Here is a 24,395-nt window from a genome sequence, read left to right as displayed (position 1 = left end):
TGCTTGTCAACTCACTCACATATGCTGATAATGATTTTATTGAATAAGCGCATAAGGTGACTCTATGTTAGAGATAGACAGCTCGAGAGGCGAAGGAGGCGGACAGATGGTACGTACGTCTGTGGCGCTATCCGCACTCACGGGCATTCCCACGAGACTTACGAGGATCCGTGAGAATAGACCCACGAATGGCCTATCCAAACAACACACGACTGCAGTAAACGCAGTGGCACAGATGACGGGCTCAAACGTAGAAGGAAACTTCGTAGGTTCAAGCGAGCTCACATTCGAACCTGGAAACACACAGGTCAACAATCTTACACTGGACATAGGTACAGCAGGAAGTATCAGTCTGGTCATGCAGGCTGTACTTCTGGCTGCAAGAAATCATGATAAAAGACTAACTCTTGATATCATCGGAGGCACCAATGTCATGTGGGCTCCGCCTTTGGACTCGTATCAGATGGTCCTTTTCCCGCTTATGAGAAGAATGGGCATAACTGCGGATGTGAATATCTTGGAAAGAGGCTTCTATCCTTTGGGTGGCGGACACGTGGTCGCCACATTGGACCCAATAGGGGACATATCACCACTGATGCTGACAGACCTCGGAGAATTCAATGGGATCAAAGGAAGAGTATTCGTACAACACCTTCCTGACAAGATCGGAATGGATATGGCTGATGCCTGTAAAAAAGCACTGGCTCCTAAATACGATGTGGATTTTGAAATGCAGAAAAGCATTGGAAATTCTCGCGGAGCAGGAATGGTCCTTGTTGCTGAATATGAGAATGGTATGATCTCCAGCAATGTATTGACATCACGCGGACACTCTGCAGAACAATCTGGAGAGGATGCTGCGAACGATCTTATAGATGAGATTGGAACGGGTGCAACTGTTGACAGCCATACAGCTGATCAACTTCTGCCCTATATGGCCATGGCCAAAGGCCGGAGCGAGTTCGTTGTATCTAGAATCAGTAAACATCTATTAAGCCAAATGGACACACTGGAGTCTTTCTTGGACGTAAGATTTGGTGTTGAACGTAAAGATAATGGATTCCATTTCAGTATAAACCCAGGAGATTGCGAATGAAGCCTTTTATCCATGTAAATTGTGCAATGTCAGCAGATGGTAAGATTGCAGGGATAGACCGGAAACAGGTGACCATCTCCTCTGATGAGGATAAAGCCCGTGTTAAGGCCCTTAGAAAAAAGTATGACGCTATATTGGTGGGCGTCGGCACAGTATTGTCAGATAATCCTCACTTGACAATAAAGGGCATGGATTATGATTCCAATCCAATAAGGATTGTCATCGATCCTCACGGAAAGACCCCTGATGACGCAAAGGTACTGAATGATAGCGCACCGACCATTATGATCACCACGGAAGAATGCGAAAAAGAATTCGACTGTGAAGAGACCATAATCACCGGAAAGACCATCGATCTCAAAAAAATGCTTGAAGAGCTTTCGGAGGAAGTAGGCATTGAAAGCATACTTGTTGAAGGCGGTGGTGAGACAATAGCGGCATTTTTCAAAGAAAAACTTGTGGATAAGTATACGGTCTATATAGGCGGGTTCATGATCGGAGGAAGAACTGCACCGACCCCCGCTGATGGCGATGGCTGGCTGGCCGAGAACGGAATAAACCTTAAATTAGAAAATGTCGAGGTTCTTGGCAATGGAGCAGTTCTAACATTCACACCTTGTTATTAAATCATTTAAACTAACTATAACAAACAGATTTAGCGGACGGTAGAACAAAATGAAGGTCAGGACCGAGAATGGATACGTCGATATCAGAGCCGTATGGTTTGAAAAAGGAAAGGTCAGAATGATCGATCAGAGAGAACTGCCTCAAAAGATAGTTATCGCTGACTTTACCAGTTATCTTGATGTCGCGGAAGCCATAAGGAACATGACCACAAGGGGGGCTCCTTCCATCGGTGCGACAGCTGCATATGGTATGTGTCTTGCGGCACTTTCAAAGAAGGATATTAAAACAGCCGCGGCAGAAATTAAAGCGGCAAGACCAACAGCAAATGATCTCTTCTACGCTGTTGACTATATGGAGAAAGAGATTCTTGACGGAAAAGACCCTATTGATTCTGCAAACGAATACGCACAGATGATGGTCGATAAATGTACCAAGATCGGAGAATACGGCGGAGAACTGATCAAAGACGGTATGAAACTAATGACCCATTGTAATGCAGGGGCTCTCGCAACAGTTGATGTAGGTACTGCACTGGCACCTATGAGGAAAGCCTGGGCAGATGGCAAAAGATTCTTTGTATATGCATCTGAGACCCGCCCGCGCCTACAAGGAATGCAACTTACCGCCTGGGAACTCAATCAAGAAGGCATAGATCATGCCATAATCCCTGATGGGGCCTCTGCATACTATATGTCCCAAGGAGTGGACATGATAATCACTGGAGCTGATAGGATCACATCCAACGGAGATTTCGCTAACAAAATTGGAACATTCGATAAAGCCATAGTCGCAAAACATTTTGGTATTCCATTCTTCGTTGCAGCACCCATATCCACATTTGATTTCAACATGAAAAATGGAAAAGAGATTGTGATAGAACAAAGATCTGAAAAGGAAGTCACTGAGATATACGGACAAAGGATCGCACCTCTTGGCTCTCCGGCAAAAAATCCTGCATTCGATGTTACTCCAGCCGAACTCGTAACTGGTTTCATAACAGAAAAGGGAATCTTCAAACCCGACGAGATCCGCAAGGTGAGAGAATGAATGAAGAATACGCCCGCCAAAAACTTGCAGAGATATGCAAGTTGCTCTATGACCGCAACCTTACAGTATCAGCAGGGGGAAATATGAGCTTAAGACTGAATGACGCGGAAGTCATAATAACTCCCACCGGAAGAAACAAAGGTATGTTGGAACCAGAAGATATGGTGAAAGTCGATCTTAATGGAAATATCCTCTCGAACGGAAAACCCTCAATCGAACATAAATTCCATCTAGAGCTCTATAAAAAGAATTCCGACACAAACGCAGTGATACACTGTCATCCTCTTTACTGTGTGGCATTGGCCGTACAGGAAAAAAAGATACGCAGTGCACTAACTCCAGAAGGGGTGTTGCTTTTAGGAGAAGTCCCGCTGATAAAATATTTCACTCCTGGGTCTCAAGAACTTGTTGATGAGATCAGCAAATATTCCTCATATAATGCGATTTTGATGAGCAAACATGGTGCATTGACACAAGGAAAAACCGTGGAAGAGGCGTATAATCGCATGGAGGAAATGGAGTTCCAAGCAAAACTACAATTGCTTGTTGGTAGAACCAGAGAACTCCCGTCTGCAGAGATCGACAAGATAAGGGGAATGTAAAACAATGACCATATTAGTAACAAAATGGTTTGGCGTATTTCTGATCGACGAAAAAACAGATAAGATCCTAGAAAAAAGATTAATGCCCAAAGACCCAGTGCAAACAGCAGAAAAATTAGCACAGGTCCAAAGAGGAAATATACTACCTGAAGAAAGAGAACTAGCAGGAGACATACCCAGACTAAACGTATTGGATAGAAGGCAATCAGAACTTGGAAAACCAATGTTCTATGATGCGTCCTTCATAAAGCCAGAATCATATGGCTTTAATGATTCGATAATGCACGAGGTCATGCTAGGCCTTGGAAAACTCAGGACCTCCGAGCCCATGCCACCTGACAACAGCCTTGTCCAGGCCATAAGAAACTTAGATGACACAATATCCACCGCAAATCTCCTCAATGAAAGACTTCACGAATGGTACGGTATGCATTTTCCAGAACTCGCGGATATTGCCACAGACCAGAGATATGCTATGCTTATTGCCAGTCATGGCGAACGTGAAAATATAATAGAAGAACTTGGTCTGGATCTACAGTCGATCGGAACAGATTTCAGGGACGAGGACATGAAGGCTGTCCAGGACCTCGCAGACACTCTTTGCAGGATCTATGAGGATAAACAAAGAATTGAGGAATACATCAATGAAATGGTCATTGATATTTGTCCAAACATGTGCACCATCCTCGGTGGTCCACTCTCTGCAAGACTGATATCCCTAGCAGGAGGCCTACAAAGACTTGCTTCATTGCCTTCATCGACCGTTCAATTACTTGGTGCTGAAAAAGCCATGTTTAGACATTTGAAGACTGGAAAAAAACCTCCGAAACATGGTATAATCTATCAATACCCAGATGTACACCGTGCCCCATATTGGCAGAGAGGAAATATCTCAAGGGCACTTGCAGGAAAAGTACTTATCGCTGCAAAGATCGATGCATATAAAGGTGAATTTAGAGGAGATACCCTCAACAATGATTTCAAAGCCCGCGTTGAAGAGATAAAACGCAAATATCCAGATCCCCCTAAGAAAAAAACCTCAGGACCGTCTAACCATAAAAAGAAAAAACATAGCGGTGGAAGATCGCGCCCGCAGTGAAAATATATTTATGTACAGTCTCATTGGGGATGTTAGATATCATGCAGTCGATATGCGAATTTGTAAAGTACATTCCTGCCTCAATGGCGGAACACAACAAACGGATATTCATAGCATGAGCTAACACAAAGAAGGTAATTGTCATGTGGGAGATGAAAGAAATCAGAGAATTGAAAATTGGAAGATATGTGAACATTGATGAGTCACCGTGCAAAATCATTTCGATCAGCATGTCCAAACCTGGAAAACATGGATCGGCAAAAGCTGCCATTGAAGCAACGGATATATTCACAGGTGCAAAAAAATCCATCAATGGACCTGTCAGCACAAAAGTTCAAGTCCCCCAGATCGACAGAAGAAAAGGACAGATCATCTCCATTCAAGGAGAAGAGATCCAGATCATGGACCTTGAGACATTCGAGACATTCTCTATTGGCATCAACTCCGACCACGAATGTGTGATCGCAGAAGGCGCAGAAGTAATGTACATTGTCGCAATGGGAAGAAGCAAACTGCTCTAAAGGTATCCACATGCCATACGGAATCTCATACGCAGGCGCAGAGGCCGATTATAACTCGGCAGACGCTGTGATTTTTGGGATTCCGTATGACCACACTGCCAGTTTCAAGGCTGGTGCAAGAGAGGCGCCCTTCTCAATAAGAAGAGCATCATACAATTTTGAAGAGATCCATTTCGAACATGGACTTAACCAGCCTCATCTGGAACTTTACGATTATGGTAACTGCGATGATTTCGTATTACCTGAGGATATGATCGAAGAAGTGAACTTCGCAGTGAAACCTGCAATAAGGGATAAGAAATTCACAATAGCGATGGGTGGAGAGCATTCTATTACAGTGCCTATCATACAGAACCACGACAATCGTGATATTGCCCTTATTACGATAGACGCCCACCTTGATTCAAGAGATGAATATCTGGGAAGTTCGTATAGTCATGCATGTGTAACAAGAAGGGCATCCGAACATCTGGGTCTTGATAACGTGTATGCATTGGGCGTACGCGCAATAAGCGCAGAGGAATTGGATAGAGAAGATGTTGTACCATTCATTACTTCCTTTGAGATGATGGATAAGGGTGCAGAATGGGCAATAAAAAAAGCAATGGACGAAGTACGTAATGATAACATATACCTCTCGATCGATATTGATGGTATAGACCCCGCCTTTGCCCCTGGAACAGGGACCCCAGAACCATTCGGACTCATGCCTATGGACGTAAAAAAGATCATAAACATCATTGGAGAGCGTCTAGCAGGATTCGATGTAGTTGAGGTCTGTCCCCCTGCAGATCCGTCCGGGATAACATCCATACTTGCAGCCAGATTCATCAATGAGGCGTTAGCGGTCTACGCAAAACATTCTAAGGGTTAAATTTACGATTAATCCTTAACTGATTTTTTCTTCTTCGGTGCTATTGCCTCTATCTCATGAATGCCTTCTGGGTCAAGATAATCCAAAACCATTATCTCGAACTTATCTGCCCTCTCTTTAGCAGTGACCTCATTCTTTGATTCTGAATATATTCTGAATATAGGTTCCGTACCAGACGGTCTTGCCAAAACCCAACCGTCATCGTATATGAACTTCAGACCATCGGTGTCATCAACCTTTACATCTTTATTGATCTGCTGAATATACTCTGATACTTTCTTTTTCATATCATTCGGACAATCAACTTTTTTCTTCTCTGTATAATAAACAGGAAGGCCGGCCAGCTGCTTGTTCAACGGCCCAGTCTTAACGATACATTCAAGCATCACGGCAATCGCCATTGCACCGTCCCTGCAATATTGTTGATCGGGAAAGATCATACCTCCGTTTTCTTCTCCACCGAAAACGCCACCATTCTCCATCATTTTTCTTGCAACTATTGGAGAGCCGACAGCAGTATAGACAATACTTCCACCTGAAGCATTCACTACTTCTTCGACCAATAATGAAGAGCTTACAGGTGTAACAATGATTCCCTTTTTCTTTGAAAGTATATATTTCGATAGGATTGCTAAGCACTTATCCCCGCTTACATATTTTCCCTCAGATGAAATGAAAACACAACGATCTGCATCACCATCATGGGCAATACCGATATTCGACCCGGTCTTTTTTACCAAGGACATCAAATCGATGAGATTCTCTTCCACTGGTTCACTTTGGTGTCCAGGAAATTCCCCTTGTGCATTACAATTTAGCGTGATTGCTCTTACACCCAATTTTTTAAGAAGTAAGGGAGTTGTCTGAAAAGCAGCACCATTAGCACAATCTAAACATACTGTCAGATTGGCGTTACGGATCGCCTCGCGATCAACAAATGACAAGACACTGTCAATATATTCCTCACCTGCGCCAAGAAACCTCTCCATCTTTCCAACTTTATTCCATGGAACACATGTTATCTCCGTATTGTAAAGTTCTTCTACCTTGACCTCTTCAACACGGCTTGCCTCTGTACCATCACTGGATATGCATTTGATACCATTGAACTGCGGAGGATTGTGAGAAGCTGTGATCATGACTCCTCCCGCTACTTTTTCAGAGTGCGTCTTTACAAAGAATTGAAGTGCAGGTGTCGGGACGATACCTAGATCGATGACATTGTATCCTGTAGCCATAATACCCGCGGCCACGGAGGTCTTAATCATGTCGACAGATACCCTCGTATCCGTAGCTATCACAATATTTCCTTTCATGGCCAAACCTATGGCCTTTCCCATCTGCAGGGAAAGTTCACAGGTAAGGTACTCGTTGATTACACCGCGAACACCATTCGTCCCGAACATCCTCTCTGCCATTCTCATAATCTCCTGGACGTCAAAAGTATAGTAATGGTATCAGCACACGTCTTACAAATATCTGCCGTCATTTCAAGTGCATGGACAAGATCGCGTACCAACATGATCGCCCTTGGATCCATATCAGAAAGGTGGGCTTGTTTTATATTCTGGAAATAAAGTATATCGACCACCATTTCTTGATCATTTACAGCATCGATATTCTTGACGGTCTCTTTGGAATCGCTTCCCAAAGATTCTATCGCCTTGATGAGATATTTTACGGCCGTCATTATCTCGGATGACATCTTCTCATTTGCTTTCCATATATCCTGAGGCACTTCAGAACGTGTTTCTAAAATAAGCTGGATATATAATGCTGCCTCTTTTGCCCAGTTTGCAATGTGATCCATCTGGCGAACAAAATGAATGAGATCTTCCCTCTCTTGTACACTTAACTCCCCGCCGACGATCTCCACACAAAGCTTGTCCTCTATGCGATCTGCCTCATGCTCACTCAAGAAAAGACGTTCCAAACATTTTAGGGCCACATCTTTCTTCCCATCTGCCATGGCCTTAAGGGCCAAATTCAATTCTGACACGGCATCAAGTACCACGATCCCATGACTTCTCGACCCCATACGTACAGAATCCTCTGTTCTCTTTGAGAACCAATCTAACATTCCTTTTTCACTCAAGCTTAATCGCCTCTATCAATCCCTCATCAGGTCTTTTGAAGACCTTTGTCGCCTTCTTATTGAAGACAAGATGCACCTTGTCTCCAGTATTGGGTATCTCATCACTCGCGGAGACATTGTAATCAACGTAATCCTTTGTCTCGGTGACTGTTCTTACCCTCCAATATGTACCCATAAAAACAACATTCAGAACTTTTGCCTTCAACCCGTCATTCGCAGTGTAAACATGCTCAGGACGTACTGATATTACCGCAGCATCCCCTTCTTCCAATTGAGATCTGGCAGCCTTTGCATTTCTGCCCCCTCTTAAACGTACAGTGGTTTTACCCGTTTTCGACTTCTCGATAACGGTACATTCGAGAAGGCTGGTCTCTCCGATGAAATAAGCCGCGAAGATGGATTTTGGTTCTCTATACATTTCCAAAGGAGAACCTATCTCATGTATTCCGCCTGCCCTCATCAGTATTATCTTATCGGAGACCGACATTGCCTCTTCCTGATCATGCGTAACATGCATCACAGTTATCCCTAATTTCTTAACAAGTCTACGTATATCGTATCTCAATTCAACACGAACACGCGCATCCAGTGCAGACAGGGGCTCATCCAACATCAACATCCTGGAACCAGATGCCAATGCCCTTGCTATGGCTGCTTTCTGTTGTTCTCCGCCTGAAAGCTCCCTTGGGAACATTCCTGAACGATCCAGCATCTTGACGAGTTCCAGATATTCTTGTGATATCGCAGCGATCTCATCTTTCTTTTTATCCTTCACGCGAGGGCTGTAACCAACATTCTCACTGATGTCCATATTGGGAAACAAAGCTATATTCTGAAACACGTAACCTGTGTCTCTGTCCTCGATGGGAACATCCGTTACATCCACTCCGTCAACGAAAACCCTTCCCTCTGTCGGTTTCCATATACCAGAGATGACCTTGATCAGAGTTGTCTTTCCACATCCTGATGGGCCTAGAACTGTGATGTATTCGCCCTCTTCGATCTGCAAACTGATATTCCTAACAGCGAAAAAATCACCGAACCTCATTGATATGTTCTTCAGTTCTATCTTTGCCATCAGTCTAACCTCAGTTCTTCTTCGATGCCACATTCTGGAACGTTGAATATCACTGCCATGTCTGGAACCCAGTTTATCATTACACGGTCCTTGATTGCATAATCATCATATTTCCTGTTAGGGATTTTTGTGATTACTCTTCCAACACCATCTGATATCATCTCGACGGTTACCGTAGCACCTTCATACAATATCCTTTCTATCTCACCCTCAAAATACCCTTCAGGTATTATCTCTTCGAGATCTTCCTCGGTCGGGTCGTACATATGTTCTATTTTTGTAGACCCTATCTTGATAGCGACCACTACGTCTGTATCGACGGGGATGTCTGTCTTTCTAGCTTTTATGATCTTTCCATCACCTATCTCGACTTCGGTATATCCTTCACATGTGGACCTTATCTTTCCTGTGAATATATTGGACCTGCCTACGAAATTCGCAACGAACGGCGTTGCAGGATTTTGGAATATCTCTATCGGAGTCCCTACTTGGACGAAACTCCCATGGCGGATGATAGCGATGCGGTCAGCCATCTCCAACGCCTCATCCTGGTCATGCGTTACATGAATAGCAGTAAGTTTCAACTCCTTGGTCATTGATTTGAGCTCTTTCCTAAGCTCCAATCTAAGGCGGGCATCCAATGCCCTTAGAGGCTCATCCAATAGCAATACTTTGGAATCTGATGCCAAGGCCCTTGCGAGTGCGGTACGCTGCTGCTGCCCTCCGCTGAGTTCATGCGGATATTGTTGCACTTTGTGGTCCATATGGACCATTTTTATCATGCTTTTTACTAACTTTTTACTATCATCTTCAGGCCATTCCTTGATGGTCGGAGAAAACATGACATTCTCGTATACAGTAAGTGGAGGAAACAGAGAATAGACCTGAGACAGCATAGTGGTCTGACGTTCAGATACTGGCATCTTGTCGATCTCTTTACCGTCAAATGACACGGTTCCTGAATCTTGTTTCGTAAGTCCACATATCATTCTAAGACATGTCGTTTTACCCGCACCTGTTGGCCCCAGTATACAGAGATACTCACCATCCTTGACAGTAAGGCTAAGCCCGTTTGCAGCCGCTGTGTGACCGTACCTCTTAACGAGTTTATCGAGAACGATCTCAGGCATTCTTATCACCTCTGTGCGTGACCATCCTTACAGCGAACATGAAGATGAAACATATTAGGATCAGTACAATAGAACACATCGCTGCCTCGGAGTACAATCCTGCCTTTATCAGATTGGTAATGTAGATAGGGACTGTCTGGATGTTGCTGGTTATTGCGAGTGTTGCGCCTGTCTCTCCGAGACTTCTTGTAAATGCCAATATTGCCCCTGCGATCATCGAAGCTTTCACTATTGGCATTAAAACCTTAGTAAATGTCTGGAATGGCTTTGCCCCCAATGTGAGAGCTACTTCCTCATAAGACGGGTCCACTTCCTCCACCGCACCGACTATATTCCTGACAACCAGAGGATACGTGAAAGATATGTGTCCCAAGATCACAAGCAATATGGACATGGCGCCACCGACACCAAGACTCCCCCAGAATAAAGCAAGAGAAAATCCCAAAGCTGTAGTTGGAATTATTAGAGGTATATTCACGATATTATCCAACGCCTGCCCGAACTTTGTATTGCGATGCCTTGCGATGTAAAGGGCGACAGGTATCCCGAACACTATATCGAAAACAACCGCTACACCTGCCACAAAGAACGATATGCCGATCGACGACATCAACGAACCATAATCCACAGATGCTATCGGTTGAGTCAGATATGCAAAGATGTAGAAGGACGGTATCAACACGATGACCATGAGGAAAACAATGGAGAAAATGTCCTTTGCTTTGGGAGCGAATCCGTTACTAAGCTTCCTACCTATCTGTGGCCAGACCTTGGTCACAGGTAATTTGATCTTTGTCATTAACCTTTTAACCAACAATAACAGGATGAGCGCTAAAACTATCATTATTATACTGATCAGTATCATCGGGCCCATCGCAACCTCTGTCGATTGCGATTTCATGAAGGCGATGAATGTTGGTCCTGTGAAAAATGAACTCTCATCACCCATCAAAGACAGGGCGATATACGTTCCTCCGGTCTCGGATAAAGACCTCGCAAAACAGAGAATGAACCCTGTTACGAGACCGGCACGAAAAAGTGGCAAAGTTATTGTTCTAACGGCAGTGAATCTTGATGCCCCGAGCGTCATGGCCGCTGTCTCATAATTCGGTTCTATCTGTTCTAAGATTGCTGAAAGAGACCTTACCATGTAAGGATATGTGAAGATGATATGCAACATTATGACCATCACATATGGGGAAACGATCAGACCTAATCCCGGAATGGATATGCCTTCGGGTGCACCCCAGAATATGACCACCGATATGCCTAGAACTGCAGTCGGAAATGCCAAAGGCATATCCATCAATGTGTCAAGATATCGTTTCCCCCTGAAATTCTTCCTTACCAGGATCCAGGCCATCGGAATACCGACAAAAATGTCAAGAACTGTAACGATTAAAGCAATACTGAAAGAATTCGAGACCGCACCATATATGGTGGACATCATTGCAGAGTCTGCAAACGTTTGACTGACCAGTCCCCAATCGGTGAACAGCTTTGTGACCACAAAGATCGAAGGTAAAATGATCAAACAGATGAGTACGGCTACCGCAAAGCCGAACCAAGCCTTGCGTGCCCCGTCATTGTTGGATACCTCATTGATCTTTTTGAATAGGGACATCAGAGAATACCTTCCGTTCACCGAACGAACGGTGTTTTTACTGAGAAGCCCATCTCAGAGGATCGAGATGCTTACTACATTGTTTCCGCGAAGGACGACCATTCCCAGACGTCTCTCCTCTCCACCGGCCGCATTATTCTCAGCGGTCTCTTCGAGCACCATGTTCATGTACTCGTCAAATCCAGTGAGTTTACCTTCCAATATTCTCCCATCCTTCAAAAGAAGGGAGACGCGTTTGTCCACGGATTTTTCCAAAAGGGCTTGTGGCATTACCATAAATATCAAATGCCCATATATTGCTCTAAATAAAAACTTTTACATAGTCTATATAGAAGAAGAAGGTAACGACCCGCAAAAAACGGATCGTACACCTTAAAAATCATTACATATTCTTCGCTTGGGCTTCGATCCAAATCCTGATGTCCGCCAATTTGGTACTCCCTATCCCAAAATATTCAGAGAATTTTTTGGTCGTCGTAAGTTCGATGGTTTGTCCGGCCTTCTTTCCGGATATCAGATCCATGTCCATAAGGGCCTTGACATCATCATATGTACGGGCACCACGGGTCTTAAACAACTCGGACTGAAGTACGGGCTGATTATATGCAATAGTGCTTAACGTCCTCATCATTCCACCGGTCATCTCCGCCCTAGCAAATTTGCCCGTATAATCAGAATACTCGGTCCTCAGCATCATGCGATAATCATTGCCTATCTTAGCTATCATTATGGCAGAATCGCGTTCCTCGTATTCCTTTCTCAGATCCATGATGGCATACCTGACATCAGATTCTGGCAATCCGGTCCTTTCAACGATCCCCTGAACCGTTATATTGTCTGCGGAGGAGAAGAGGGCTGCCTCGACCGCTCCTTTGACATTCACTCAGTTCACCGCCTCGATGCCTGTGCTCTCTTCCAAGATTCCAGATGCCCCTGGGATCTTGATCTCGATGAAGACCTGTCCATATGGTAATACGTCCTGCCATACATCCAACTTGCCTTCTCTGACAAGATGCAATATCGATATGAATGTTCTAAGGTCTTCCATCAGACTGTGGATGTATAGGTCGTTGACCTGGATCGCCCCTGTTCCGAATCTCTGGATCCTTTCCCAGACGTGCTCAACATCCTTCTCATCGTCCTCATCGTGTGCCTTGTTCTCGAACTTCCTCGGTTCCTTGGCATTCAATTCGACCTTTACGCGTTCCCTCTCCTGCTGTATCTCGATCTCTGCACGTGCATCCTCAAATGCATCGATCAACTCATACATGGTAACGGGGCGCATTGCTTCCCTCTGAAATGCCCTCATGAAGGATACCTCTGGAACTGCCATCTGCGCATCCTCATCTTCCAGATCGAAATCCGAGGTGAAAACTTCCTCTTCCGCAACTGGTTCTGCTCCCTTTCCATAGGTTGCTTCAGATTGCAATCTTAGGATCTTCCACGCCATAAGCAGTAGCTTTCCGGCAACGATCATGTCGAACGTATTGTTCGAGACCTTCTTGGAATACATCCTAACGAACTCTCTGAGGTCTATCTCCCACGGATCTATACCGTTCTCCAAGACCAGACTGAACACCGATCTTATGGATTCATCCACTGGATCGTTGAGCCTCTCGCCCATCGTGCTGTTCAGGATCTTCATGTAACCGTTGATCCTGTCGAAGGACCCCACGTCCTCCGCAAGCGCCTTGTGGAACAGCAAATGCTGCTCCATTTCTGACATCTGTATATTTTCCATTTCCCATCCCTTCTTTAATCCTGGTGCTGCATCTTGACAGCCTCTTCCTCATACTTTGCGACCTCATCGAAATCGGGCTGTATGATCACCTTACTTATCCCTGACGGCGGCCTTGTGACACCAATCAGATGATCGGCCATCGCCAAGGTCACTTTCCTCAAGGATACTTGTATGAACTGTGCCTTACGAGAGCTTTCCCTGATCCTCTTGGCAACCATCTCTGCATTCACTGCGTCCAAGAACATATCGACCTCGTCCAATACATAGAAAGGAGAAGGTTGGTATTCCTGAATAGCAAAGATGAATGCCAAGGCGGTCAAGGACTTCTCTCCCCCCGACAAGGACTCCAGTTTCAACAGCTTTCCATTCCTTGGCTTTGCATTGATAGACAGGCCCCCGATAAACGGGTCATCCCGGCACTCAAGGTCCATAAATGCTTCTCCACCTCCGGAAAGCTGAGCATACGTGGCTTTGAAATTCGTGTTCACTGCGTCATATGACCTCATGAACAAAACTTTCTTTTGAGAGTTCAAGGACTCTCTCAAATTCTCAAGGTCTTTGATCTGTCTGTTGAGAGTTGAGACATCAGACATCAATGTGTCATATCTTCCCTTCTTCTCATCATACTCTTCGATCGCCCGAAGATTCACATTACCGATCTTAGAAAGTATATTCTCGCAAGATTTTATGGTGCGTCTTAATTCTTCCTCCGACGGGATCGGCATTGTGACCTTGATCGTTATCGCATCGATATCGATCCTCAACTGTGCTATATTCGCCTGGACGATACCGACCTGCGCCTCTTGGGAGAGTTTCATACCCTCCTTTACCTCGATCTTCTCCTGTGTGGACGATCTCTGATTGTCCAAACTGTACTTCTTTTCCAGAAGCAGATCCTTTTGGTTTCTTAGGCCCTCTATTCCCTTTTCCATGTCGCGCTCTATACTTCTTAACGCTTCCAACTCGATTTCGATCGTTCTGCACTTTTCCTCGTTATCTTTGATCGAAACCTCGTTATCTTTGATCTTCTTGACCACGGAAGCGAGCTGTATTTCCAATGATTCTTTCTGATTGGCGAGCCCTGTGATCTCTACCGATAGCGCGTTCTTTTGCGACGAGAGATCTGAAACTTCTTCCCTCAACCGATAGATCTTGTCCCTTACCTTCTGGATCTTTTCCTGTATCTCTGCAGGCGCGATCTCCTCGATACGGTCCCTTACGGAGGACCTGCTGCTCCTAAGACTCTCCAGCGCTTCAGATATACTTCCAAATTCATCCTTTGCTTCCTGCAAGGACTTCTCTACCTGGATGCTTTCCTTTTTCTTAGCTTCGAATTGATCTGAAAGCTGTTGTTTTACTTTCTTGAGCTCCGAAAGTTGTGCGTTGAGCTGTCCCATCTTGGCCTGGCTTCCCATACCTGCTGCATTGGCCTTTCTCATCTCATCGTCCATCGCACGTATGTTGTTCCTCATCTCCCTAAGCTGGGAGACCAAAATATCTAAAGAAGCGTTTGCCGCCCTCAACTTTGAACCCACTTCTTCGAGCTTGGATTCTGAAGAAGCCCCGAACTTCATGACGGATTGTTGATTGATAGTACCTCCGACCATTGCACCAGATGCTTCAATAAGCTCTCCGGCCCTGGTCACAAGTCTGACACCCCCCATTAGGCCACGGGCATTCTCTAGATTGTCCACTACCAATGTATCCTGGAAAACATACCAGAATGCATTTTCATATTTGGAATCATAATCTATGAGATCCGTGGCGTACCCCTCTGTCTGTTTCAATATCATTATGGCCTTGGCCTTGGGTTTCCCACCTATCATTTTGCTCAATGGGAGGAAAGCGACCCTTCCAAGCTTCTGCTTCTTGAGGTAATTGATACAATCCGAGGCCACTTGATCATCACCGACCACGATGGCCTGCATCTTGTTACCAGCAGCTATGGATAGAGCTGTCTCATACCCTGGTTTGACGGTAGCAAGCTCCTGTATCGTACCGTATATTCCAGTCATCTCACCCTTGTCTCTAAGGCCGAGTATCACTTTTACAGCATTGTTACCACCGTTGACGTTATCTGAAACCCTCTTTTCGGCAGCAAGTTGATTGTAATCCGCGTCGAATTTCCTTATGGCTTCTCTGAGTTCCGCTTCCTGTTTCTCCAGTTCGGCCTCTTTCTTCCTTGCTGCCAAGATCTTCTGGGAATAATCTTCTACGGATGTGCCGCCCAGTTCCTGCTTTACCTGTTGAATGTTCCACTCTGCATCCTTTATATCGAATGCTGCTGACTGGAGTCTCTCGTCCAAAGATGCCTTCGAACGCGCATTCTCCTCCGCTATTGCCTCGGCCTTGGCAAATGAAACCTGAGCTGCCTGTTCTCTGGTCTCGGTCTCATCCATCTCTCTCTCGATCTTCAGGAGTTTATTTTGGAGCTCTGTGTATTCTCCGCCGCTCCTAGCCATATCTTCGCTGATCTTAGCATCCTCTGATCTGGCCACGTCCAGTTTCCTGGAGACCTCTTCCAATTTTATATTGACGTCCGCCAATAATTCAACTGAGGTTGCATGCTCTTTCTTATTCTCAGAAATGGACTCTTCGAAATTGGTCTTGAACCCGTTCTGTTCCTCTTTGTCATCCCTTGCACGCTCAATACGATCCTTCTGGGTAGCGAGTGATATCTTCGCACCCTCTATCTTTCCCTTGATCTCTTTGTACTCAGGCCCGATCTTGGCAGCGATCTCTTCTTCCTTATCGTGTATTGCGTGTTCGTTGAGATCGTATTCTGTCTTGAGCTCTTCCTTCCTGGCCTTTAGCAATGTTATGTCTTCTGCCATCTTTGCGATGGCCTCATTGAGACTCTGGAGCTTTGCCTCCTCGATCTGATATTGTCTGTGGACCAGTTGGGCTTTCGCAACATCTCTATAAGACTGGGTCTCAAGATACTTCTTGGCTTCCTCTCTATCCTTCTCCAACTTCTTCAGCTGTGACTCCAGCTCGCCTACTATTATATTTATGCGCTCTAAGTTGGCCTGTGCCTCGATCTTTTCAGTATTGGCCTTTTCGAGATCGTTATCATAACTCGCTATTCCGGATATGCTATCTAATATGCGCCTTCTCTCCAAGTTGCCCATCTGGACTATCCTGGTCACATCTCCCTGTTGGACCATGTTATATCCATCTGCACTTATGCGCGCTTTTGTAAGAAGACTGTCAAATTCAGTGAGTGTTGACTTCTGATCGTTCACAAAGAAGTATGAATTGTAATCTGTACCATTATCGGCTACCTTGACGTGACGTGTAAGCCTTACAATATCATCATCCCAGGGCATTATTCTGTCAGAATTGTCAAATACGAGGGAAACCTTCATAAAACTGGCTTTATTCTTTGCTTTACCGCCATCGAAAATTAGATCGGTTAACCTTCCCGCCCTGACTGCCTTCGAACTCTTTGGTCCAAGAACAAATAGGATGGCATCTGTAATATTCGATTTACCCGAGCCATTCGGTCCCGTGACCGCCATATAGCCCTCCATCATCGGTATGGTTAATTTACCGCCAAACGATTTGAAATTCTCTAATTCTATCTGCTTTAAGTACACGTTACACCCCTGCTAGGGCAACGCGAGCGCTCGAACTCGTATGCATCCCACTTGCCTCGAAAGGCAACATTATATAAATATGCGCGATATATAAATACCGCGCCCAGAAATGTACATTTGAAGCCTTCTTGGCTCTCCGAGAACGCAGTATTCAAAAATCTCATCACAGGTTTTTCGAGTGCATGTTATATAAATCCCCAAATCTGTTTTTATCTTATGGTGAAAATAAAACGCATACTGATACCTACTGACGGAAGCGATTCTGCACTTGTAGCAGCTGAATACGGATTGGAACTCGGACAGAGCACGAATGCTTTGGTCTTCGCGATCCATGTATTCGACTTGAACAGTATCAGCTCCATCGAATATCCGAATGAAGCACAGTACATTCAAAAAATATCTGAAGAATATGTCAACAAAATAGTCGAAATGGGAGAAAAAATAGGGGTCAAGGTAGAACCACTTATATCTTCAGGAGACCCTGCCATAGGTATCATCGACATATCCCAAAACTATGACCTTATTGTCATGGGTACACTCGGACGTACTGGACTTTCACATGCGATCATGGGAAGCGTAGCGGAGAAGGTCGTCAGACTCTCGAAGTGTCCTGTTCTCGTGGTTAAATAAGAACAATCAATCTTCACACAAAAACCTGGGGATATCAGACACAGATTCCAGGACATATGTAGGCTTGATCTCCGATGTCTCCAGATCCTTCTTGGAAGTTTCACCTGTCAATACGAGGATAGAGCTGATGCAGGCCTCTGAGGCCATTTTTATGTCTGTATACAGGCGGTCCCCTATCATGACCGCTTCCTCTATCTGTACCCCCATTTCGACTGCTGCCATCTCCAACATTAGCCTGTTGGGTTTACCTACAATCTCTGCCTTGCATCCAGATATCGATTCGAAAAGCCGTATGAATGGTCCTATGTCAACATCATAAGAATCCTCGGTCGGGCAAACATCGTCCGGATGTGTCGCGACCAGCTTTGCACCCTTAGATATGAAATGGAACCCTGCGTTGATCTTGGCATAATCTATAGTTTTATCGAATGTTAGATAGACTACATCTGGGTCTTTATCTGTGATATTTATGCCTGCGTTCTTTATTTCCTCGATCACATCTTCAGATGCTATTGGATAGACCTTTTTACCTGGATACTTCTCTAGCACATATCTGATCGTTGCGATATTGGAGGTTATCACATTTTCCTCTAAAACCCTGAATCCCATTTTCCTCAACTTATTGAAATAATATGATCTGGGACTTGAAGAATTATTCGTCAGAAAAACAAATGGCATTTCACTATTTACAAGAAATTCTATAAATTCCACGGCACCAGGAATAACATTACCGCCTTTGTAGACCGTACCATCCATATCGATCATGAAACCAGAGAAATGCAGTCTATCACCTCAAATAATTTTCTTTTACGATCTTCATCGTATCTTTCAATCCCTGTCTGGCATCCTTGCTGTATATGCACGCGGCCGGATGATATGTAGGAATGAAAATTACTTCCCTGTCCCCAATTGTTATTTTCTGAATGGTATTGACTATGTCCGACATTTTACCTTCATAACCCATAAGATCTCTACATGATGACTTTCCCAGGCCGACTATCAAGTGCTTATCATAAAGCTCTGAATCTAAAAATGGACGGCAGGCCGCCATCTCCTCTTTCGTAGGGTCTCTATTATTCGGAGGACGACATTTTACTGTGTTGGTTATCATTATACTTGACCTATCGAGGCCCTCTTCTTCCATGATCTTATCCAAAAGTTGCCCGGAACGTCCTACGAATGGCTTTCCACATAGATTCTCCTTCTCACCGGGAGCTTCACCCACAAATACCACCTTGGAATCGAGATCTCCACTTGGAAGGACCATATTGATGCGGCCTTCACAAAGCCCGCAAAGCCTACAATCTGAATCTGGCCTCATGACTTTTGAGCCTTCAAGAGATCGGATCCCTTAACAAGGGCCCTCAGATGAACACCAACATGTTCCAGATTCTCTCTTCCTCCGCCTTCACGGTCAATAACTGATATGACCCCGATTATATCAGCACCTTCGGACCTTAATGTCTCGATCGCTTTGATACTCGACCCAGCAGTGGTTATGACGTCTTCGACGACCAAGACCTTCTCCCCTGCATTAAGATCCCCCTCTATCAGCCTTCCAGTGCCGTGGTCCTTCTTTTCTTTTCTGACCATGACATACGGAATACCTGTTGCCAATGATAGTGCTGCCGCAAGAGGTATGGAACCAAGAACCACTCCAGCGATCTTATCAGGATGAATGTTATCCATCTGCATCCTTTCAGCCATAAGCTGAGAGATCAGATAAAGGACCTTAGGATTCGTACTTGCTTTCTTGATGTCGATATAGTAATTGCTCTTAACCCCTGATGCGAGGGTGAAATCCCCGAATTGCAATGCACCACATTCTTCCAATGCTTTTGATATCTCGCTCATAAATTCACCAAGGCTCTTTTTTAACGCCCCATTTGTAGGCAACTATATTCGCAACACGGTGTAAAAAGAACATTATCAATAAAATGAACAACAAAGCGGCCAGATGCCAACCTTCTATGTATGTTGAATACACCCAATCGGGGAAGAATATGGCCGTGATAAGGAAAGCACCAAAGACAAAATCATACTGGTCCAATATTGGAGCTTTCTCACCCCTTTTGAGACCTAACCTTCTCTTTATGAATGCTCCGAGAAGATCCCCTAATACTGCACCAAAAGCCAAACAGATTACTATTCCTACATTGCTCCAGAATGGCCCATATCCCCAGAAGTTCTTTGGATCGAAGAAATAGGCTATATCGATCATTATCACACCTAAGATGATACCGACAATGGCGCCTCCGAAGAAACCTTTCCAGGTCTTTCCACTTCCGAATATTCTTTTTCCTTTCCATTTCTTCCCAAAATCCATGGTGGTCCCACCGCCAAACAAGGCCGCCGCTGAATTGGGAACCATTGCAGGTAGGAACAACCAAAGACCATTGAGCATAATCACAAGGAGGGTTACTGCATCCATTCTTATCAGTCACCTATATGCGCATCATCGTTTAAGCTTTCGGAAACATGAAATACAGTGATCCCAATAAATCCTATATGTTGGTATTAGACAGTTCGGCACTTTTTACTATGGCTCAATTACCTGAAGAGGAATCCTGTTGTCCACCAGGTGTCGTTGATGAACTTACCAAATACAAAGATAATAGGCTAGACCTGTGGGGAGACCTGCTCAGAGTGTTCGATTGCACAAAAGAATCAGTGGAAAAAGTAAAGGAAATTGCAAAAAAAAGCGGTGACCTTGGAAAATTATCCCCCGTTGACATAACCGTGCTGGCACTAGCCATTGATGTAAAGGGAACTATCCTTACTGATGATTATTCCATACAAAATGTAGCGCGTTTGATGAACCTTCCATTCAAAGGCGTCGGACAAGAAGGAATAAAAAAAATAGAAAAATGGAATTATCAATGTATAGGATGCAAAAAATGGTATAAAGAAAAAATGACAGAATGCCCTATTTGCGGTTCCTCTATGAAAGCTTGCAGAAAAAGATGATCACGGGAAGAGATGTTTACAGCGTATGAGCTTGCCCATCCGTCTTTCCCCAAGAATCGACATGCACAGGACCGTACGTCTTTCAGATCCGAATGCAAATATATCTGCTAACCTCTTATTATTGGCAGCTATCTTCAGAGGTTTGTAAAGTATATCTCTCCATTCTGTTTCGTAATCTGACAACGAACGGCCGTTATTCACATTATCTCCGGCGACCTGCCCGCATATACGGCCCGCGATAAGTGCTAAAGGAACTCCTCCTCCGTTGACCGATATCACATGCCCTGCTGCGTCCCCGACGACCATTCCGTTACCTGAAACTGTTCTACATATCGCGCCTTCACTCGGTACATATTTACCTTCAAGTTTGGGCGATATGATCTCAAATCCACGTTTTGTTGTAAATGTATTGAAATAATCTCCAAGGGTCCCATTTGCAAAATTCGGAGAGAATCCTACGCCTACGTTTGCCTTTCCTGTCTTTGGGATTATCCAACTATATGCTCCAGGAGCAATATCTCCAAAGAACATCACTACATATGGATCAAAATCCCCTTTAGCTTGTGCAGTTACCGCAGGATATGGGTTTTTATTCCTTGGAAGTCCCAGGCTCTGCGCCACACGGGACCCTGGTCCATCTGCACCTATGATCACTTTATACTCTATGTCACCGATAGAAGTGACTGCGTGACCTTCCTTGATCTCCTTGAAAAGACAATTCTTGATCAGGTCTGCGCCTGCCTTCTGAGCTTCTTCTGCCAGATACTGGTCAAATTTGTCTCTGTCTGTAGTATATCCTGTAAAATCCAAAACAGTGGATTTACCTTTAGGATTGACAAGTTTTATACCCTGAATTTCCTTCAAACGAAGCTGAGATGGAAGATTGAACAATGAATCCTCATCTTTCAAATGGGGGAACATGCCTTTTATTTCCTCATTGGAAGGTATCAGCTCGCCACACCTTACGGGTACTCCAACCTCCGAACGACGCTCAATGAACGTGACCTGGGCACCTTTTTCAGCAGCATATCTTGCAGCTGTACTTCCTGCTGGCCCAGAACCTACGACAAGGATGTCTGTCTTAAGCCTATCTGTCACTTCATCACCTGTCGCGTCTGACAATATAATCCGCCAACGCAATGAGCGAATCCTTGTATATCGAATCCTCAATGATTACAAGCGAGTTCATGGCCTCATCCACGATGGACCTTGCAACGCGTCTGCATCTATCGATAGAATCGGTCCTTTTTATCAGATCGATAGCAACCTGTACCTCATCCATGGTCGGAGTTTCTTTCTCAAAGACCTTTCTAATGGATTCCCCGTGTACAGGGTCCTGCATTCCATAGATTATGGGAAGTGTAGGCTTTCCCTCCAAGATATCATTCCCGATCGGTTTTCCTGTTTTACTTTGATCGCCGATGATATCTAATGTATCGTCTATGATCTGGAATGCTATACCTATCCTATCCGCAAAATATCCTAGTGCTTCCACTTTGTTGAATTCCGCACCTGAAAGGAAGGATCCACACTTCGCAGAACATTCGATGAACTTGGCCGTCTTACCGTTGACGATCCTCATGTAATCAGATTCTGAAACTTTTCCTTTGTGCTCAAAATCCTGTTGATTGAATTCTCCGGCTCCCATAGATGCGGCTGCATCAACGACGTATTCAACGATCTTGTGAGAAGAAGACCCTATTAACTGAAAGCCGACCGCAAAAAGAAAATCACCAGCAACTATTGATTTGCTGAGCGAATATTCCTTGTAGAGCGCTTTCCTGCCTCTTCTGAGCTCAGCCTCATCATTTATATCATCATGAACAAGCGTGGCATTGTGTATTATCTCAAGCGCGGCACCCACCTTGATGGGGTTATCCATATCCTTACCGCCGCATGCAAGATAACTTAGAAGACAGATCGCAGGCCTTATCCTTTTACCATGCACATTCAGGACATAGCTACACATCTCTGTAAGTTCGAGATTATCGGACCTTATGATGTCCATCATAAGTCCTTCTACCTTCGCCAGGTCCTCGTTAATACAGGTGTCCCACGCCTCGACCATTAATGAGAGATGGAAAGACCGTACTTAATATTTATCTCATACAAAAATGGGTATAATAAAAAAAATTGTTTTTTAAAAGGTTTGAATACTTGGACTTGATCAAACGACCGAGAAGAATGCAGCTGCAGCATCAGCCGCAGGTCCCAGTATGATCTGAGGGAATATACCGAGAACTATCACTGCTACGACACAGATCAATATCGCTGCAAGGAATGCCTTTGGCACCTTGATCTTCTCTGTCGACTCTCCCTTCTCTACATACATGACCTTGACGACCCTTGCATAGTAGTAAAGTGAGATCGCAGAATTCAATATTGCAATGAATGCAAGCCAGACCCATTGAGAAGTTGCTCCGCCGTCACTATATATTGCCGATGAGAACAGAACGAACTTCGAGGTGAATCCTGCCAAAGGCGGAATTCCTGCCAACGAGAAAAGGAACAACATCATTGCAAATGCAAGGAATGGTGCCCTCTTTGCCAGACCTCTGTAATCCGTTATCTTTTCACCAATGCCCGCACAGATGAGTGCACCAACGACCAGGAATGCTCCTCCTTTCATGAAAACGTGCGTAAACATGTGGAAGATACCACCAGTCAAAGCATACTCACTCATTACGGCCATTACGATCAGTATGTAACCTGCCTGTGCGATACTCGAATATGCCAACATCCTTTTGATATTGGTCTGAGAAATCGCAACGACATTTCCCACTGTCATCGTTATTGCTGCTATAATGGCGAACAGGTACTGCATTTCAACTGTTGCGAATGAGGCAACAGATACTCCCGCTACGAACATTATAAGGAAGATCTTGAAGAATACAACGATTCCCATCTTCTTTGAACCTGTCGCGAGGAACATGGAAACGGGTGTTGGTGCTCCCTCGTATACATCTGGCGCCCACATATGGAACGGCACTGCCGCGATCTTGAATCCGTAACCAGCGATCATTGTGATCATTGCGATTCCGAATGCCCATGTGAATCCTTGTGTAGAGAGTGATACTGCAATCTCTTGAAGATTTGTAGTGCCTGTCACTCCGTAAAGCATTGAGATACCATAGACAGTCAAAGCTGTGGAAAGTCCACCGATAATGACGTACTTTACAGCAGCCTCAGATGCTCTGGGATCATTCCTCTTCATGGCCACAAGGACATACGAGGAGATACTTGCCAGTTCAACACCGACAAAGATCACGATAAGATCGGTCGCTGTTGCTACAAACATCATTCCGGTTGTAGCTGCCATCAACAAAGATGCGAACGCACCATAATGCAGATGGGTGACCTCAACACTGGAAGCAGATACGATGGCAACCAATAGAATTACTATCTGGAACAACAGGATCATTAAACCTGAGAACGCATCGTACTCGAATAGCCCCAGATAATCTCCCTGGTAACTTCCCAAGAGAAGGACCGCGTTTACAAGCATGGAAACGACGATGAATGACAGCATCGCTACGCTTACAACATTCCTGTTTTTCGTTGTGAAGTACAGTGCAGGCATCAGTAGGACGCCCAAGATCAATATGATCATTGGCGCCATTGAACTGAATTCCCCGAAGAGGTTAGTTATTATTGAAGCATCCATC

Annotated in this window: 25 protein-coding genes; 9 read left to right on the top strand and 16 right to left on the bottom strand. The window is 44.6% G+C overall.

The genetic code is table 11. The features are described 5' to 3' along the window. Positions 1–64 precede the first annotated feature (64 nt). The 7 genes from rtcA to speB all read left to right on the top strand — a co-directional run bounded on the left by rtcA (position 65) and on the right by speB (position 5,866). On the top strand, positions 65–1,096 hold the full coding sequence (gene rtcA, locus KRP56_01270) for an RNA 3'-phosphate cyclase (protein ID UAL07921.1): 1,032 nt from the start codon (positions 65–67) through the stop codon (positions 1,094–1,096). Next, positions 1,093–1,722: a 2,5-diamino-6-(ribosylamino)-4(3H)-pyrimidinone 5'-phosphate reductase gene (locus tag KRP56_01265; GenBank protein ID UAL07920.1), complete on the top strand. Its 630-nt coding sequence runs from the start codon at positions 1,093–1,095 to the stop codon at positions 1,720–1,722. Before rtcA ends, KRP56_01265 begins: the two co-directional genes overlap by 4 nt. A gap of 49 nt (positions 1,723–1,771) precedes the next feature. Continuing rightward, entirely contained in the window at positions 1,772–2,770 is a 999-nt protein-coding gene (gene mtnA / locus KRP56_01260) for an S-methyl-5-thioribose-1-phosphate isomerase (protein ID UAL07919.1), read from the top strand. Next, entirely contained in the window at positions 2,767–3,372 is a 606-nt protein-coding gene (locus tag KRP56_01255) for a class II aldolase/adducin family protein (GenBank protein ID UAL07918.1), read from the top strand. The genes mtnA and KRP56_01255 overlap by 4 nt, the downstream gene beginning before the upstream one ends. Positions 3,373–3,376: 4 nt before the next feature. Then, positions 3,377–4,471 carry a ribosomal biogenesis protein gene (locus KRP56_01250; protein UAL07917.1) on the top strand — a complete coding sequence of 365 codons (1,095 nt, stop codon included), beginning with the start codon at positions 3,377–3,379 and terminating at the stop codon, positions 4,469–4,471. A gap of 137 nt (positions 4,472–4,608) precedes the next feature. Beyond that, a complete protein-coding gene (locus KRP56_01245) occupies positions 4,609–4,992 on the top strand; it encodes a translation initiation factor IF-5A (GenBank protein UAL08416.1) in 384 nt (127 codons plus the stop codon). Positions 4,993–5,002: 10 nt separating this feature from the next. Further along, complete coding sequence (gene speB, locus KRP56_01240) at positions 5,003–5,866, top strand: agmatinase (protein UAL07916.1); 864 nt, start codon at positions 5,003–5,005, stop codon at positions 5,864–5,866. A gap of 8 nt (positions 5,867–5,874) precedes the next feature. On the opposite strand, the gene glmM is transcribed toward speB, so the two are convergent. The 9 genes from glmM to smc all read right to left on the bottom strand — a co-directional run bounded on the left by glmM (position 5,875) and on the right by smc (position 17,133). After that, positions 5,875–7,284 (bottom strand): phosphoglucosamine mutase, encoded by a 1,410-nt coding sequence (glmM, locus tag KRP56_01235; protein ID UAL07915.1) that lies wholly within the window; start codon positions 7,282–7,284, stop codon positions 5,875–5,877. Positions 7,285–7,286: 2 nt separating this feature from the next. Further along, entirely contained in the window at positions 7,287–7,961 is a 675-nt protein-coding gene (locus tag KRP56_01230; protein ID UAL07914.1) for a DUF47 family protein, read from the bottom strand. Next, positions 7,954–9,039, bottom strand: a complete 1,086-nt coding sequence (locus tag KRP56_01225) for an ABC transporter ATP-binding protein (protein ID UAL07913.1) — start codon at positions 9,037–9,039, stop codon at positions 7,954–7,956. Before KRP56_01225 ends, KRP56_01230 begins: the two co-directional genes overlap by 8 nt. Beyond that, complete coding sequence (locus KRP56_01220) at positions 9,039–10,169, bottom strand: ABC transporter ATP-binding protein (protein UAL07912.1); 1,131 nt, start codon at positions 10,167–10,169, stop codon at positions 9,039–9,041. Before KRP56_01220 ends, KRP56_01225 begins: the two co-directional genes overlap by 1 nt. Further along, the gene (locus KRP56_01215) at positions 10,162–11,793 is read right to left on the bottom strand and encodes an iron ABC transporter permease (GenBank protein ID UAL07911.1); all 1,632 of its coding nucleotides are present in this window, start codon (positions 11,791–11,793) and stop codon (positions 10,162–10,164) included. Before KRP56_01215 ends, KRP56_01220 begins: the two co-directional genes overlap by 8 nt. A 54-nt stretch (positions 11,794–11,847) precedes the next feature. Next, positions 11,848–12,069, bottom strand: a complete 222-nt coding sequence (locus KRP56_01210; GenBank protein UAL07910.1) for an RNA-binding protein — start codon at positions 12,067–12,069, stop codon at positions 11,848–11,850. 106 nt (positions 12,070–12,175) lie between these two features. Further along, positions 12,176–12,676, bottom strand: coding sequence for an SMC-Scp complex subunit ScpB (gene scpB / locus KRP56_01205; GenBank protein ID UAL07909.1), 501 nt, complete (start codon positions 12,674–12,676; stop codon positions 12,176–12,178). Beyond that, entirely contained in the window at positions 12,677–13,534 is an 858-nt protein-coding gene (locus KRP56_01200) for a chromosome segregation protein ScpA (GenBank protein ID UAL07908.1), read from the bottom strand. A 14-nt stretch (positions 13,535–13,548) separates the two neighbouring features. After that, entirely contained in the window at positions 13,549–17,133 is a 3,585-nt protein-coding gene (smc, locus tag KRP56_01195; protein ID UAL07907.1) for a chromosome segregation protein SMC, read from the bottom strand. A 216-nt stretch (positions 17,134–17,349) separates the two neighbouring features. Here smc and KRP56_01190 point away from each other — a divergent pair, with 216 nt between their 5' ends. Then, positions 17,350–17,763 carry a universal stress protein gene (locus KRP56_01190; protein ID UAL07906.1) on the top strand — a complete coding sequence of 138 codons (414 nt, stop codon included), beginning with the start codon at positions 17,350–17,352 and terminating at the stop codon, positions 17,761–17,763. Positions 17,764–17,769: 6 nt separating this feature from the next. Here KRP56_01190 and KRP56_01185 read toward each other — a convergent pair whose 3' ends face one another. Genes KRP56_01185 through KRP56_01170 form a run of 4 tightly spaced genes read right to left on the bottom strand, consistent with a single transcriptional unit; the run spans position 17,770 to position 20,194 of the window. Continuing rightward, entirely contained in the window at positions 17,770–18,528 is a 759-nt protein-coding gene (locus tag KRP56_01185) for an HAD-IIA family hydrolase (GenBank protein ID UAL07905.1), read from the bottom strand. Positions 18,529–18,550: 22 nt separating this feature from the next. Continuing rightward, positions 18,551–19,084, bottom strand: a complete 534-nt coding sequence (locus KRP56_01180; protein UAL07904.1) for a uracil-DNA glycosylase — start codon at positions 19,082–19,084, stop codon at positions 18,551–18,553. Continuing rightward, the gene (pyrE, locus tag KRP56_01175; protein ID UAL07903.1) at positions 19,081–19,617 is read right to left on the bottom strand and encodes an orotate phosphoribosyltransferase; all 537 of its coding nucleotides are present in this window, start codon (positions 19,615–19,617) and stop codon (positions 19,081–19,083) included. Before pyrE ends, KRP56_01180 begins: the two co-directional genes overlap by 4 nt. Before the next feature lie 4 nt (positions 19,618–19,621). Continuing rightward, a complete protein-coding gene (locus KRP56_01170; GenBank protein UAL07902.1) occupies positions 19,622–20,194 on the bottom strand; it encodes a CDP-2,3-bis-(O-geranylgeranyl)-sn-glycerol synthase in 573 nt (190 codons plus the stop codon). Positions 20,195–20,271: 77 nt separating this feature from the next. Here KRP56_01170 and KRP56_01165 point away from each other — a divergent pair, with 77 nt between their 5' ends. Further along, positions 20,272–20,730, top strand: coding sequence for a nucleic acid-binding protein (locus tag KRP56_01165; protein ID UAL07901.1), 459 nt, complete (start codon positions 20,272–20,274; stop codon positions 20,728–20,730). On the opposite strand, the gene KRP56_01160 is transcribed toward KRP56_01165, so the two are convergent. The 3 genes from KRP56_01160 to KRP56_01150 all read right to left on the bottom strand — a co-directional run bounded on the left by KRP56_01160 (position 20,731) and on the right by KRP56_01150 (position 24,394). Then, positions 20,731–21,828: an NAD(P)/FAD-dependent oxidoreductase gene (locus KRP56_01160; protein UAL07900.1), complete on the bottom strand. Its 1,098-nt coding sequence runs from the start codon at positions 21,826–21,828 to the stop codon at positions 20,731–20,733. It lies immediately after the preceding gene. Between the two features lie 4 nt (positions 21,829–21,832). Beyond that, on the bottom strand, positions 21,833–22,741 hold the full coding sequence (locus tag KRP56_01155; protein ID UAL08415.1) for a polyprenyl synthetase family protein: 909 nt from the start codon (positions 22,739–22,741) through the stop codon (positions 21,833–21,835). A 156-nt stretch (positions 22,742–22,897) separates the two neighbouring features. Beyond that, positions 22,898–24,394 carry an NADH-quinone oxidoreductase subunit N gene (locus KRP56_01150; protein ID UAL07899.1) on the bottom strand — a complete coding sequence of 499 codons (1,497 nt, stop codon included), beginning with the start codon at positions 24,392–24,394 and terminating at the stop codon, positions 22,898–22,900. Position 24,395 lies beyond the last annotated feature (1 nt).

This window comes from Candidatus Methanogranum gryphiswaldense, from assembly GCA_019262145.1.
Taxonomy (GTDB): domain Archaea; phylum Thermoplasmatota; class Thermoplasmata; order Methanomassiliicoccales; family Methanomethylophilaceae; genus Methanogranum; species Methanogranum gryphiswaldense.
Note: the sequence above shows the minus strand (reverse complement) of the source record. Positions and strands in the feature narration are given on the sequence as shown.

Coding starts and splice junctions, on each gene's coding strand:
- KRP56_01265 (UAL07920.1), top strand. CDS start 1,093: ATGAAGCCTTTTATCCATGTAAATTGTGCAATGTCAGCAGATGGTAAG.
- glmM (UAL07915.1), bottom strand. CDS start 7,284: ATGGCAGAGAGGATGTTCGGGACGAATGGTGTTCGCGGTGTAATCAAC.
- pyrE (UAL07903.1), bottom strand. CDS start 19,617: ATGAGCGAGATATCAAAAGCATTGGAAGAATGTGGTGCATTGCAATTC.
- KRP56_01210 (UAL07910.1), bottom strand. CDS start 12,069: ATGGTAATGCCACAAGCCCTTTTGGAAAAATCCGTGGACAAACGCGTC.
- KRP56_01180 (UAL07904.1), bottom strand. CDS start 19,084: ATGAGGCCAGATTCAGATTGTAGGCTTTGCGGGCTTTGTGAAGGCCGC.
- KRP56_01155 (UAL08415.1), bottom strand. CDS start 22,741: ATGATGGACATCATAAGGTCCGATAATCTCGAACTTACAGAGATGTGT.
- KRP56_01225 (UAL07913.1), bottom strand. CDS start 9,039: ATGGCAAAGATAGAACTGAAGAACATATCAATGAGGTTCGGTGATTTT.
- rtcA (UAL07921.1), top strand. CDS start 65: ATGTTAGAGATAGACAGCTCGAGAGGCGAAGGAGGCGGACAGATGGTA.
- KRP56_01170 (UAL07902.1), bottom strand. CDS start 20,194: ATGGATGCAGTAACCCTCCTTGTGATTATGCTCAATGGTCTTTGGTTG.
- mtnA (UAL07919.1), top strand. CDS start 1,772: ATGAAGGTCAGGACCGAGAATGGATACGTCGATATCAGAGCCGTATGG.
- speB (UAL07916.1), top strand. CDS start 5,003: ATGCCATACGGAATCTCATACGCAGGCGCAGAGGCCGATTATAACTCG.
- KRP56_01255 (UAL07918.1), top strand. CDS start 2,767: ATGAATGAAGAATACGCCCGCCAAAAACTTGCAGAGATATGCAAGTTG.
- KRP56_01150 (UAL07899.1), bottom strand. CDS start 24,394: ATGGATGCTTCAATAATAACTAACCTCTTCGGGGAATTCAGTTCAATG.
- KRP56_01190 (UAL07906.1), top strand. CDS start 17,350: ATGGTGAAAATAAAACGCATACTGATACCTACTGACGGAAGCGATTCT.
- KRP56_01185 (UAL07905.1), bottom strand. CDS start 18,528: ATGATCGATATGGATGGTACGGTCTACAAAGGCGGTAATGTTATTCCT.
- KRP56_01165 (UAL07901.1), top strand. CDS start 20,272: ATGTTGGTATTAGACAGTTCGGCACTTTTTACTATGGCTCAATTACCT.
- KRP56_01220 (UAL07912.1), bottom strand. CDS start 10,169: ATGCCTGAGATCGTTCTCGATAAACTCGTTAAGAGGTACGGTCACACA.
- KRP56_01200 (UAL07908.1), bottom strand. CDS start 13,534: ATGGAAAATATACAGATGTCAGAAATGGAGCAGCATTTGCTGTTCCAC.
- KRP56_01215 (UAL07911.1), bottom strand. CDS start 11,793: ATGTCCCTATTCAAAAAGATCAATGAGGTATCCAACAATGACGGGGCA.
- KRP56_01250 (UAL07917.1), top strand. CDS start 3,377: ATGACCATATTAGTAACAAAATGGTTTGGCGTATTTCTGATCGACGAA.